The 13,444-nt window shown below is 66.3% G+C and carries 9 protein-coding genes and 1 pseudogene; 4 read left to right on the top strand and 6 right to left on the bottom strand.

Features of this window, described 5'->3' with window-relative positions; all coding sequences use genetic code 11:
* Positions 1-26: 26 nt before the first annotated feature.
* The 6 genes and pseudogenes from idi to EV216_RS02760 form a co-directional block, all read right to left on the bottom strand.
* Complete coding sequence (idi, locus tag EV216_RS02785) at positions 27-557, bottom strand: isopentenyl-diphosphate Delta-isomerase (protein ID WP_132693540.1); 531 nt, start codon at positions 555-557, stop codon at positions 27-29.
* Positions 554-1,735: a geranylgeranyl diphosphate reductase gene (locus EV216_RS02780; RefSeq protein WP_132693539.1), complete on the bottom strand. Its 1,182-nt coding sequence runs from the start codon at positions 1,733-1,735 to the stop codon at positions 554-556. Before EV216_RS02780 ends, idi begins: the two co-directional genes overlap by 4 nt.
* A gap of 5 nt (positions 1,736-1,740) precedes the next feature.
* Positions 1,741-3,030 carry a BCD family MFS transporter gene (locus tag EV216_RS02775; protein WP_132693538.1) on the bottom strand — a complete coding sequence of 430 codons (1,290 nt, stop codon included), beginning with the start codon at positions 3,028-3,030 and terminating at the stop codon, positions 1,741-1,743.
* Positions 3,027-3,938, bottom strand: a pseudogene (gene chlG, locus EV216_RS02770) (chlorophyll synthase ChlG); the annotation flags it as partial. The gene EV216_RS02775 and the pseudogene chlG, both read right to left, overlap by 4 nt.
* Before the next feature lie 52 nt (positions 3,939-3,990).
* A complete protein-coding gene (gene ppsR / locus EV216_RS02765; protein WP_132693536.1) occupies positions 3,991-5,415 on the bottom strand; it encodes a transcriptional regulator PpsR in 1,425 nt (474 codons plus the stop codon).
* Between the two features lie 37 nt (positions 5,416-5,452).
* Complete coding sequence (locus EV216_RS02760; RefSeq protein ID WP_132693535.1) at positions 5,453-6,250, bottom strand: cobalamin B12-binding domain-containing protein; 798 nt, start codon at positions 6,248-6,250, stop codon at positions 5,453-5,455.
* Positions 6,251-6,547: 297 nt separating this feature from the next.
* On the opposite strand from EV216_RS02760, the gene bchF reads away from it, so the two are divergent.
* From bchF to EV216_RS02740, 4 genes are read left to right on the top strand one after another with little or no spacing between them, the layout of a single operon-like run.
* The gene (gene bchF / locus EV216_RS02755) at positions 6,548-7,051 is read left to right on the top strand and encodes a 2-vinyl bacteriochlorophyllide hydratase (RefSeq protein ID WP_132693534.1); all 504 of its coding nucleotides are present in this window, start codon (positions 6,548-6,550) and stop codon (positions 7,049-7,051) included.
* Positions 7,048-8,337, top strand: coding sequence for a ferredoxin:protochlorophyllide reductase (ATP-dependent) subunit N (locus tag EV216_RS02750; RefSeq protein ID WP_132693533.1), 1,290 nt, complete (start codon positions 7,048-7,050; stop codon positions 8,335-8,337). Before bchF ends, EV216_RS02750 begins: the two co-directional genes overlap by 4 nt.
* Positions 8,334-9,881, top strand: coding sequence for a ferredoxin:protochlorophyllide reductase (ATP-dependent) subunit B (gene bchB / locus EV216_RS02745; RefSeq protein WP_132693532.1), 1,548 nt, complete (start codon positions 8,334-8,336; stop codon positions 9,879-9,881). Before EV216_RS02750 ends, bchB begins: the two co-directional genes overlap by 4 nt.
* Positions 9,871-13,443, top strand: coding sequence for a magnesium chelatase subunit H (locus EV216_RS02740; protein WP_132693531.1), 3,573 nt, complete (start codon positions 9,871-9,873; stop codon positions 13,441-13,443). Before bchB ends, EV216_RS02740 begins: the two co-directional genes overlap by 11 nt.
* The last annotated feature ends 1 nt before the right edge of the window (position 13,444 follow it).

Here is a 13,444-nt window from a genome sequence, read left to right as displayed (position 1 = left end):
ATCCGGCCGACCGGCGGCCAGGCCGCCTAGGCGGGCGACAGGGAACCGAAGATGCTCTCGCGGTGCTGGTCGAGATAGATCCTCAGCCAGGGCGTGTAGGCGTCGGGCTCGTCCCTTACCGCACGGTCGAGGTCGCGCAGGTCGATCCACCTGACATCCATCACCTCGTCGGGGTTCATCTCGATCCGCAGGTCAGGCCCGGCGGGCGCGACGAAGATATCGACCACCTCATGCTCGATCAGCCCGTTGCCCACATCGGCGCGGTATTCCACCCGCTGGCGGAAATCGAGCGGCAGGCCGGTGATCCCCAATTCCTCGCGCAGCCGACGTCTTGCACAATCCTCGGCGCTTTCGTCCCATGCGGGATGGGTGCAGCAGGTATTCGTCCAGAAACCGGGCGTGTGATACTTGCCCAGCGCCCGGCGCTGCAACAGCACCCGGTCGCCATCCATCACGAAGACCGAGATCGCCTTGTGCCGAAGGCCCTGTCTGTGGGCCTCCAGCTTCTCGACGGGGGTCAGTTCGCCATTCACCCAGGCCGGGATCATCTCGCTCATGTGTATTGCGGCGAGACGAGGCCGGTCAGGTGGGCGACGTTCTTGATGCCGATCTTGATATGGGCCAGCGGGCGCTTCTTCGTCAGCTTCTTGTTCATGTAGCTTTCGAAGGTCAGCCTTTGCACGTCCACGTCATGGCAGAGCGAGACAAACCGCTCGCGCCGTTCGTCGCTGTGGTAATAGGCATCCTGCATGCTTTGCAGGGCGCGGAAGGTCATCTTGTGATCCTTCATGAACATCTGGCGCGCCAGTTTCAGATCCGACGCCCGTCCCGAGGCCAGCGCCGCGGACACCGCCATCGCGCCGATCCGCCCGCCATACATGGCGTAATAGATGCCCTCGCCCGAGGATGGCGCCACGGTGCCCGCGGCATCGCCCACCACGACCACGTCGCGGCCATTGTCCCAGCGATCCATCGGGCGCAGCGGGATCGGCGCGCCCTCTTTCCGCAGCGTCTCGGCCTGCTCCAGCCCGGCCATCCGGCGCAGGTCGGCGGTGGCCTGCTTCAGGTCGAACCCGTCGACGCCGGTGCCCATGCCGACCGAGCAGGTATGCCCGTGCGGGAAGACCCAGCCGTAGAAATCGGGGCTGATGCGCCCGTCATAGATCACGTCGCAGCGGTTGGGCTGGTAGTTGCCCACCGCCATCGGGGCGTCGATGATCTCGTGATAGGCGATGACATAGGGGATCTTGTCGCCGCCCGGCACCTCGGCGCGGGCCACGTCCGAGCGCGCCCCGTCCGCACCGATGACGTATTTCGTCTGAAGCCGGATCTCCTCGCGGCTTTCCTTGTCGCGGAAGACGAGGAAGGTCTTTTCCTCCTCGCGCTCGACGCGCAGGAAGGTGCCCGTGAACCGCGTGGCCCCGGCGCGTTCGGCACGCGCCCGCAGGAAGGGGTCGAAATCCTTGCGGTCGACCATGCCGACGAAACCGTTCTCGATGGGGATGTCGACAAAGCGGCCCGAGGGCGAGACCATTCGCGCGGTGTCGATCTTGGCCACGAGCTGCTCGTCGGAGATGTCGAAATCCTTCATCAGGCGGGGCGGGATCGCGCCGCCGCAGGGCTTGATCCGCCCCTCGCGGTCGAGCAGGGCGACCTTCTTGCCCGACCGGGCAAGATCCTCTGCGGCCGTGGCCCCGGCAGGGCCGCCACCAACAACGACAACGTCAAAGATCATGTGTTTCACTCCCCCGGGACAAGGCCCGCGTTTTCTGTTGTGGGTCGGTTCGAGTCGATGATTCTCGCTGCCATCCAGGCCGCGAGCAGGAACAGCACCGCCTGGGTCATGAACACCGTGCCGAAGGCCGGTGCGTCATCAATGAAGCTTCGCATCAGGTCCGCCGCAGCAGTGCCGAGGAAGCCGCCGAAGCCCGCCGCGATCGCCTGCGCCGCGCCCCACATTCCCATGCGGGTGCCCTCGCGCGCATTGCGGCCTTCGCCCGCCATGGCCATCATCGCGCTGATCGCGGCCACGGTGAACACGCCGTTGAAGAAGCCCGTTGCGATCACCGCAGGCGCCAGCGGCAGATGCGGCGCGTAATTGCCCAGCGCCGCGACCGAGGACAGCCCCAGCGCCGAGCCGATGCAGCCCAGCACCACCCAGTTGCGCAACGGGCCGATCCGAAGCGCCGAGCAGGCGATGCCCACGACCACCATGCCGACAAAGGCGCCCGCATGTTGCAGCCCCGAAAGCGAGGTGGACTGCCCCGGCGTATAGCCGAAGACAAGGCCGGCATAGGGCTCGATGATGAGTTCCTGCATGAAGAAGGCGGTCATCGACAGGAACACGAAGAAGGTGAAGATGCGCGCGCGCCGCTCTGCCCAGATCTCGCGGAAGCCTTGCAGGAAGGGGGTGGATTCGGGCTCGCGCCGGGTGACGACGCCCCGCTCGACGCCCCAGATCGCCAGCGTCGTGACCATCAACGCCGCAATCACCACGGTGCCCACCACGCGCAACAGCCGCTCGGGGCTGTAGGGGTCGAGGAACTGGCCGACCACGCCCGCCGTCAAAGCGATGCCGCCAATCATCATCAGCCAGGTGATCGTCGCCGCCGCCGCCCGCCGTTCGGGCGCGGTGGCGGTCGCCAGCAGCGCCAGAAGGCAGGTGCCGGACGCCGCCACCCCGATGCCGATCAGCACATAGGCCAGCAGCGAAACCACAAGGCCCCAGACATAGTCCTGTTCCAGAACGACGACGCCCGCCGCCGCCCCGAACCCGCCCAGCGCCAGAACCGCCATGCCGCCGATGATGAACCGCGTGCGCTGGCCCTTGGTGTCGGACAGGAAACCCCAGTTCGGCCGCGTGATCTGGATCGCGTAATGCAGGCCCACCAGAAAGCCCGGCAGCATCGCCGGCAGTGCCAACTCGACCACCATCAGCCGGTTGAAGGTCGTGGTGGTCAGCACCACGACCGCCCCGATGCACATCTGCACCAGGCCCAGCCGGACGATCTGGAGCCAGGAAAGCGTCATGCACCGGCCCCCAGCGTGCGGATCGCGAAGGCCGAGATCATCATGCCCGAGACGTACAGCACGACGCCGACGCCGTTATACCAGGGCGCCTTGCCCTTGGGATCCTTCATCATCACCGACATCGCCCAGAACTGCACCAGCAGAACGGCGCCGACGCCCGCGGCATGGAACGGCCGATCCCAGAGCCAGAGCAGCGCGATCACCACGACCTGCGGCACCGCCATCACGATACTGGCCACCCAGGCCGCCTTTTCTGGGCCCAGCGTCACGGGCAGCGAGTTGACGCCCATCTTGCGGTCGCCTTCCAGCGCCTTGAAATCGTTCAGCGTCATGATCCCATGCGCACCGATCCCGTAAAGCAGCGCGATCACCACGACATAGATCGACGGCGCCCCCGCCGCGAGCACCGCGGCCCCGGTGAACCAGGGCAGGGATTCGTAGGACAGGCCGACCAGACCCGGACCCCACCAGCCCGATTTCTTCAGCCGCACGGGTTCCGCCGAATAGGCCCAGGCCGCGGCCACGCCCAGCACGGTCGCGCCAAAGCCCCAAGGGCCAAGCTGCCAGCCGATCACCAGCGACAGCGCCGACATCGCCAGCGCGATCCACAGCCCCCAGCGGCCCGGGATGCGCCCCGAAGGGATCGGGCGATAGGGCTCGTTGATCGCGTCCACATGCCGGTCGCACCAGTCATTCGCCGCCTGACTCATGCCGCAGACCACGGGGCCCGCAAGGAACATGCCCAGAAGCACAAGGCCGGGGCTGGACAGCGGCGAGACCCCCGACGAGACGGTGCCGCAGAGATAGGCCCACATCGGCGGGAACCAGGTGATCGGCTTGATCAGCGTCACCATGGCGGCGGGCTCCGGCAGGCGCCGGGGCTGGGCGTTGGATATGTCGGTCATGTCTTGCGCATGCTCTCCCTGACCCGCTCGGGGCTGAAAATCCTCATGTCGGGGCTCAGTCGTGGCCCCCGTCTCGGCTCAGAAGCCCGTATTTGCGGAGCTTCACATAAAGGCTCTGTCGCGACAGACCCAGCATTTCGGCGGCGGCCACCCGGTTGTTGCGGGTCAGTTCCACCGCGGTCTCGATGCACATCTTTTCCACCACATCGGTCGTCTCGGCGACAATATCCTTCAGCGTGGCAGAACCCACCAGTTCCATCACGCTGCGCATCGCGTCGTCCGACACGGCGACACCGGGCTTGCGGACGCCTTCCAGTCGGCTTGCGTCGCGGATCACGAAGACGATGCAGGGATGGGACTGATCCGACAGGTAGGTGGCCGAGATCTCGACCGAGATCTGCGCGCCATATTCCCCGGCCAGCTTGGTCGCGAACATCCGCATCTGGCCCGAGCGGATCGCGTTCTCGACCAGAACCCGCAGATCGACGCTGCCGCGCACCAGGTAATCGCCAAGCGAACGCCCCTTGACCGAGGCGACCTGCGGGGCGTCGGCCAGCCCCAGGAAGCTTTCGTTCGCGGTCAGGATCGTGCCGTCGGGATCGGTGAAGACGATCGCGTCCACCCCTTCCTCGAAGAAGGCGCGCAGCGTTTCGGCCATCTCGGTCGCGCCGGTGCCCGCGCCGTCGGCGAGTTCGATCCGGCAGAGGACAAGCGGCTCGCCCGCCGCACGGAAGGCCGTGGGAACGATCCGGACCGGGGTTTTGCTGCGCCGGGCTTCGGCTTCCAGCGGTCCGGCTGCATTGTCCATCGCGCGCAGGTTCAGCGCTTCGACGAACTCGGCCCGCCGTCGGCCATCGAATTCCTGGGCGAAGGCAGCGCCGATAAGGTCATTTCGTGACGCACCAAGCAATGCGCAGGCCGCAGGGTTGGCGTCGACCACCCGGCCGGATCTTGTTCCCACGAAGACGAAGGCGTCCCGCGTCGCCTCGCTGAGCACGCGATAGCGGGTATCGTATTCGCGCTGGGTCTCGTAATCCCGCTCCAGCGCCATCTGCGCCTCGATCAGCTGCATCTGCATCTCGGCGATGGGGCGCAGGTCGCGACCCATCATCAACAGGACGCTGCCGTTCGGGCCGATGCGGTGGAAGGAGTAGCGCACCGGGAAATCCCAGCTCTTGCCGTCGGTGTGGTTGAGCTCGACCGGCCGGGCGCTGTCGCCGCCCTCGGAGAACAGCCTCAGCTTGGCCTCCAGCTTGGGCTGGCTGTCCTCGGTCAGCACGTCGCGGATGTCACGGCCTTCCCAATGGTCCAGATGGCCATGGGCGCGATGCCCGGCATTCACCAGCACCGAGAGAATCCGGCCCTCCAGCGAGATGACGATCGCAAGGTCGGACGCCGTGGCGATGATCTCGCCCAGCATCTCGGGGGCGATCAGCGGCACTGCGCCACTGCTCCAGTATTTCGTGCCCCGTGACGTCACCCTGACTCACACGGCCATTCCGGCCGCCCCCACATGTTCAGATCCTCGCTAGGCGATCATGCGGCGCCGGAACCGGCGCCCGGACCCCGCACAGGTTCAAGGCTTCGCGCGGGTCGGCCGTGGCGTGATCCGCCCCGGTCAGCGCGCAGACATCATCCGATGTCTCGACCACCCGCCCGCCGATCACGATCGGCACCGCACCGCTTGCCGCCGAGCGGATCTCGCCGATCAGGCGACGCGCCGCGTCAAGCTTATGGCGGCAAGAGACGGAAATCGCGATCATGTCGAAGCGGCGCGCCGCGACCTTCTGCAGGATCTCTTCCTCGGACTGGCCGAGACAGAGGCAGACCGAGATGCCCATCCGGCGCAACTGGCTTGTCGCGCTCATGCCGCCAAGCGTATGGAATTCCTCGAGCGGCACGATCAGCATGACATTCGGTGCATCCGTCGGTGTCATCGCGTCGGTGACCCAGGGCGCGCTGAGTTCGCGCAGGATGGCCTGCAACCGCGCTGCGCCGATGGTGACATCCGCAAAGCTGAGTTCATCCCGACACCAGCGTTCGCCCAGTTCGCGCGCCGCCGCGGGGATATAGCCATCGAGGATCGTCGCGACATCGGCCCCATGGCGCTGCAGTTCGGTCACCGAATCCGTCTGGATCGACTTGCCGCTCTTCAGGATGTCGCTGCAGAAACGCGCCAGGATCGTCTCGTCCAGCGCATGCCCGGGTTGCCCCGAGCGCTGGGCCAGGGCCGAAAGCACCTGCGCGGCAAGGGACTCGACATCGCCATGCCGGTCATGATCCCCGGATGCCGGGTTCTTGCGCGTGTCATGCATCCTGCGGACCCTCCCGATCGTCTTCGGAGCGGATTCGCCGCCACCCGGCCGCGGCCCCCGTCCTGCCACTGTCCAGCATTGTCAAAACCAATTGACACTTCCTCGCCGCCCTGTGGAGAGGAATCAAGTCAAAACGGTCTAGCCTTATGATTTTAAGTGGCTTTGGCCGCTGACCCCCGCAGGGGGAAACCTCTCCTCACGGGGAGAGTGTAGACGGAAAGAGTGTAAATTACAATTGACACTTTCCGCTCTCGGGGTCTACCTTGATCCCGCCACCGTCTGTCAGGGAGTCGGAGGATGTCGAAGACACGCGGAGCCGCCGACAAGGTGGTCCAACTCTATACGCCGGAAGAGCGCCAGAGACGAGATGAAACCGTCTGGACGGTCGTTCAGGGTGTGCTCGCGCCGTTGCAGTTCCTGGTGTTCCTCGTCTCGCTGGCTCTGGTGGTCCGCTATCTCTGGGTCGGGGCGGGCTACGAGGCAGCGACGATCTCGATCGTGGTCAAGACGCTGGTGCTTTACACCATCATGGTCACAGGCGCGATCTGGGAAAAGGTCGTGTTCGGCAAGTATCTGTTCGCCAAGGCATTCTTCTGGGAAGACGTCTTCTCGATGCTGGTGATCTTCCTGCACACGCTTTACCTGTGGGCGCTGTTCACCGGCAATTTCGGTCCCGAAGGGCAGATGTATGTCGCGCTGGCGGCCTATGCGGCCTATGTCATCAATGCCGCGCAGTTCCTGTGGAAACTGCGCATGGCGCGCCTGCAGGGCCAGTCCGACCGGTCGGAGGCGATGGCATGAAGGACTTCGCGCCCCAATTGCCCGCCGCGGGATGCCGCAACACCCCCGTCCTGAAGGAGCGCGGCCAGCGCGAGGTGTTCTGCGGTCTGACCGGCATCATCTGGCTGCACCGCAAGATGCAGGACGCGTTCTTCCTGGTCGTGGGCTCGCGCACCTGCGCCCATCTGCTGCAATCGGCCGCCGGCGTGATGATCTTCGCCGAGCCGCGCTTCGGCACCGCCATCCTGGAAGAGAAGGATCTGGCCGGGCTTGCCTGCGCGAACGAGGAACTGGATCGCGAGGTCGATCGTCTGCTCGCGCGCCGTCCCGACATCCGCCAGCTTTTCCTTGTCGGCTCCTGCCCGTCCGAGGTCATCAAGCTCGACCTGCACCGCGCGGCCGAGCGGCTGACCCAGCGGCACGCGCCGCATGTGCGGGTGCTGAACTATTCCGGCTCGGGCATCGAGACGACCTTTACCGAGGGCGAGGATGCCTGCCTTGCCGCTATGGTTCCGACCCTGCCCGATACCGACGAGCGCCAGCTTCTGCTGGTGGGTGCGCTGCCCGATGTGGTCGAGGATCAGGCGCTGGGCCTCCTGCGCGACATGGGCGTGGCGCCGGTGCGCTGCCTGCCCGCCCACCGCGCGGCCGAGACGCCGGGCATCGGCGCCAACACCGTCGTCGCGCTGACCCAGCCCTTCCTGAACGAGACCGCCGCTTTCCTGGAGCGCCGCGGCGCGCGCATTCTGGCCGCGCCCTTCCCCTTCGGCGAAGAGGGCACCACTGCCTGGCTCTGGACCATCGCGCAGGAATTCGGCGTCGATGCCGACACGTTTGCCCGCGTCACCGACGCCCCCCGCGCCCGGGCCCGCAAGGCGATCGCCGCAGCCGCCGAGACGCTGCGCGGCAAGTCGCTCTTCTTCTTCCCCGACAGCCAGTTGGAAATCCCGCTGGCCCGGTTCCTGACCCGCGAATGCGGCATGACGGCCGTCGAGGTGGGCGCGCCCTTCATCAACAAGCAGATCGTCGGACCCGATCTCGATCTTCTGGCCGAGGGGCCGGTCATCGCCGAGGGGCAGGATGTCGACCTGCAGCTTGACCGTTGCCGCGCCGCGCGGCCCGACCTGACGGTCTGCGGGCTGGGCCTTGCCAACCCGCTGGAGTCCGAAGGCATGGCGACGAAATGGGCAATTGAGCTCGTCTTCACCCCCGTTCATCTTTATGAACAGGCGGGCGACCTTGCCGGCCTGTTCGCCCGCCCGCTGCGCCGCCGCGCGCTGCTGAGCGGTCTGGAGGGCGCGGCATGAAGCTGACGGTCTGGACCTACGAGGGCCCGCCCCATGTGGGAGCCATGCGCGTCGCCACGGGCATGAAGGGCCTGCACTACGTCCTGCATGCGCCCCAGGGCGACACCTATGCCGACCTGCTGTTCACCATGATCGAGCGGCGCAACCATCGCCCGCCGGTCAGCTATACGACCTTCCAGGCCCGCGATCTGGGCGCGGATACCGCGAACCTGTTCAAGACCGCGCTGCAGGATGCCTATGACCGGTTCAAGCCCCAGGCGCTGATCGTGGGGTCGTCCTGCACGGCGGAACTGATCCAGGACGATCCGGGCGGCATGGCGGAAACCATGGGCCTGCCCGTGCCGGTGATCCCGCTGGAACTGCCCAGCTACCAGCGGAAAGAGAATTTCGGCACCGACGAGACGTTCTTCCAGATCGTCAAGGCCCTGGCCCGCCCGATGGAGCGCACCGCGCATGTCTCGGCCAACCTGATCGGGCCTACCGGTCTCGGCTTTCGCCACCGCGACGACATCGTCGAGGTGACCGCGCTGCTGGAGGAGATGGGGATCGGGGTGAACGTGGTCGCCCCGATGGGCGCGACACCCGCCGACATCGCCCGGATGGGTGTGGCCCATTTCAACGTGCTGATGTATCCCGAACATGCCGAGGCCGCGGCGCGCTGGGCCGAAAAGACCCTGGGCCAGCCCTATACCAAGGTGGTGCCCATCGGCGTCGGCGCGACCCGCGATTTCATCGCGGAGGTCGCGGCGCTGGCGGGCGTGGCGCCGAAATACGACGACAGCCGGTTGCGCATGCCCTGGTATTCGCAATCGGTCGACTCGACCTACCTGACCGGCAAGCGCGTCTTCCTGTTCGGCGATGCGACCCATGTGAAATGCATGGCCCGCATGGCCCGCGACGAGATGGGGTTCGAGGTCGTTGGCCTTGGCTGCTACAACCGGGAATTCGCCCGCGATATCCGGGCGTTGGCCAAGGATTACGGCGTCGAGGCGCTGATCACCGACGACTATCTCGAAGTCGAGAAGGCGATCGAGGATCTGGCGCCCGAGATGATCCTCGGCACCCAGATGGAGCGGCATATCGGCAAGCGGCTGGGCATCCCCTGCGCGGTGATCTCGGCACCGGTCCATGTGCAGGATTTCCCCGCCCGCTACTCCCCCGTCATGGGCTGGGAGGGGGCCAATGTCATCTTCGACACCCTGGTCCACCCGCTGGTGATGGGCCTCGAAGAGCACCTTCTGCACATGTTCCGCGAGGATTTCGAGTTCCATGACGAGGCCGGTGCCTCGCATCACGGCGCCGCGGCCAAGCTGCGGTCGCTGGACGAGGCGCCCGTGGCCGAGCCCGAGCCTGCAATGGCTGCGGCAGCGCCCGCCGAGGGCAACATCGTCTGGCTGTCGGACGCCGAGCGCGAGTTGAAGAAGATCCCCTTCTTCGTGCGCGGCAAGGCCAAGCGGAACACCGAGAAATTCGCGCTCGAAAAGGGCGTCACCCAGATCAGCGTCGAAACCTTGTATGAGGCTAAGGCACATTATGCGCGATGATCGCCACATCCCCGGCTACCGAGTCGTCATCGTCACGCTGGATTCGCATTCGGCCGGCCCCGCCGCCCGCGTCACCGAGCGGCTGCGCGACGACTTTCCGGGGTTGACCGTTTCCGTCCACGCCGCCGCGACCTGGGCCGAGAACCCCGAGGCGCTGGCCCGCGCCAAGGACGACGTGGCTCATGGCGACATCATCATCGCCAACCTGCTTTTCATCGAGGAACATATCACCGCGATCCTGCCCGAGCTTCAGGCCCGGCGCGACGCTTGTGACGCGATGATCGGTGTCATCGCCGACAAGCAGGTCGTCCAACTGACCCGCATGGGCGATCTGGACATGATGAAACCCGCCTCGGGGCCGATGAAGCTGCTGAAGAAGCTGCGCGGCTCCAAGGAGGGCGGCGCCCCTAAGGGCGGCGGCGAAAAGCAGATGGCCATGCTGCGCCGCCTGCCGAAGATGCTGAAATACGTCCCCGGCAAGGCGCAGGACCTGCGCGCGTGGTTCCTGACCATGCAATACTGGCTGGGCGGCTCGGACGACAACGTCGAGCAGATGATCCGCTTCCTGATTTCGCGCTATGCCCATGAAAAGGCGTGGCGCGGCGCACATTCCGAGGCTCCGGTCGAGTACCCCGAGGTCGGCCTTTACCACCCCGGCCTGCCGCATGGCATCACCACCGATCCCGCCGACCTGCCGCGCCCTGCGCAGCCCGTGGCCACCGTCGGCATCCTGCTGATGCGATCCTATATCCTGGCATCCGACACCGCGCATTACGACGCGGTGATCCGCGCGCTCGAGGAGCGCGGGATCCGGGTGATCGCGGCCTTCGCCGGCGGTCTGGACGCGCGTCCCGCGATCGACGCCTACTTCAAGGGCGGGGAGGGTGTTCATGTCGACACGCTGGTTTCACTGACCGGGTTCAGTCTGATCGGCGGACCCGCCTATAACGACAGCGATGCCGCTGTCGAGGTGCTGAGCGAACTTGACGTTCCTTACGTCGCCGCACATCCGCTGGAATTCCAGACGCTGGGCCAGTGGGGGGCGTCCTCGGGCGGTCTCGGCCCGGTGGAAACCACCATGCTGATCGCGCTGCCCGAACTGGACGGGGCCATTTCGCCCACCGTCTTCGGCGGCCGCCACGGCCCCGAGGGTTGCCAGGGCTGCCCCAAGGGCTGCGCCTGCATCGCCGAAACCAAGGAAATGGCCGCCTGTTCGGAACGGGTGGCGATCCTGGCTGCCCGTGTCGAGAAACTGGCACGCCTGCGCCGATCCGAGGTCGCCGAACGCAAGGTCGGCGTCATCCTGTTCGGCTTCCCGCCGAACGCCGGCGCGGTCGGCACCGCCGCCTATCTGTCGGTTTTCGAAAGCCTGTTCAACACGCTGCACCGGATGAAGGCCGAGGGCTATCAGGTCGGCGAGCTGCCCGCCAGCGTGGACGACCTGCGCAAGGCGATCCTCGACGGCAACGCCAAGCAATACGGCCAGGAGGCGAATGTCGCCGCCCATGTGCCCGCCGACGACCTGGTGCGCGGCACGCCGTGGCTTAATGAGATCGAGGCGGTCTGGGGGCCTGCGCCGGGCAAGATCCGCTCGGACGGGCGCGGCGTCTTCGTGCTGGGGCGCGAGTTCGGCAACGTCTTCGTGGGTGTGCAGCCGACCTTCGGCTACGAGGGCGACCCGATGCGCCTGCTGTTCGAAAAGGGGTTCGCGCCGACGCATGCCTTCAGTGCCTTCTACCTGTGGCTCAAGAACAGCTTCCGCGCGGATGTGCTGTTGCATTTCGGGATGCATGGCGCGCTGGAATTCATGCCGGGCAAGCAGGCGGGCATGGGCGCGCGCGACTGGCCCGACCGGCTGATCGGCGACATGCCGAACGTCTATCTCTATGCCTCCAACAACCCCTCCGAGGCGACGCTGGCCAAGCGGCGGTCGAACGCGGTGACGATCACCCACCTGACGCCCCCGCTGGCGGCCTCGGGCCTCTACAAGGGGCTGCAGGAACTCAAGGACAGTCTGACCCGCTGGCGCCAGATGGAGCCCGGCTCGCCCGAGCAAGCCGATCTGGAAGAACTGATCCGGATGCAGGCCGAGGCGGTCGACATGGGCGGCACCCCGCCCGAAAAGCTGTGGCTGAAACTGCTGGAAACCGAGGATGCGCTGATCCCGGACGGGCTGCACGTTCTGGGCCGTCCGGTCACCGATGCCGAGCGTAACGAACACCTGCGCGTAATGTGCGAGGTCGATGACGACACCCGCGCGCGCGTCGATCACTGGCTGCAACAGGACGTGGAAATCCCCGCGCTGCTGCGCGCGCTGGGCGGCCGCTACATCCAGCCGGTGCCCGGCGGCGACCTGATCCGGTCGGCCGAGGTGCTGCCGACGGGGCGCAACATCCACGCCTTCGACCCGTTCCGCATGCCGACGATGTTCGCCATGCAGGAAGGCGCGAAACAGGCGCAGAAGATTCTGGAGGCGCACCCGACCCTGCCCCGGTCCGTCGCGATGGTGCTGTGGGGGTCGGACAACATCAAGTCGGACGGCGGGCCGATCGCGCAGGCGATGGCGCTGATGGGGGCGAAGCCGCGCTTTGACAGCTATGGCCGTCTGTGCGGGGCCGACCTGGTGCCGCTCGCGGAACTGGGACGCCCGCGGATCGACGTGGTGATGACGCTTTCGGGCATCTTCCGCGATCTGCTGCCCCTGCAGACCAAGATGCTGGCCGAAGCCGCCTGGAAGGCCGCGATGGCCGAGGGCGAGCCGCTGGAGATGAACTTCATCCGCGCCCATTCGCTTGCCCATGCCGAAAAGATGGGCGTGGACATGGACACCGCCAGCCTGCGGGTCTTCTCGAACGCTGAGGGCGCCTATGGCGCGAATGTCAACGGACTGATCGACTCGGGCGCCTGGGGCGAAGAGGACGAACTGGCCGACGCCTACGAGGCGCGCAAGAGCTTTGCCTATGGCCGCGACGGCAAGTCCAAGGCCAATGCCGCGCTGCTGCAGCAGACGCTGAAGGATGTGGACATCGCCTATCAGAACCTCGAAAGCGTGGAACTGGGCGTGACCACGGTCGATCACTATTTCGATACGCTGGGCGGGATCTCCCGCGCGGTGAAACGGGCCAAGGGCGAAGAGGCCGCCGTCTATATCGGCGACACGACCCGCGGCGAAGGCAAGGTGCGCACGCTCAAGGAGCAGGTCGCCCTGGAAACCCGGTCCCGCAGCCTGAACCCCAAATGGTTCGAGGGCATGCTGAAGCACGGGCACGAAGGCGTGCGCCAGATCGAGGCGCAGGTCACCAACACCCTGGGATGGTCGGCAACGACTGGCCAAGTGGAGCCCTGGGTGTATCAACGGCTGTCGGAAACCTTCGTCCTGGACGAAGAGATGCGCAAACGGCTGTCCAGCCTGAACCCGGCGGCTTCGGCCAAGCTGGCAAACCGGCTTCTGGAAGCGCATGACCGCAACTACTGGCAACCCGACGCCGAAACCCTGGCCGCGCTTCAGGCGGCCGCCGACGAGTTGGAAGACCGGCTCGAAGGCATAGTGGCGGCCGAATAGA

The organism is Rhodovulum steppense (assembly GCF_004339675.1).
Lineage (GTDB): Bacteria > Pseudomonadota > Alphaproteobacteria > Rhodobacterales > Rhodobacteraceae > Rhodovulum > Rhodovulum steppense.
This window is presented reverse-complemented; position numbering and strand designations above follow the sequence as displayed.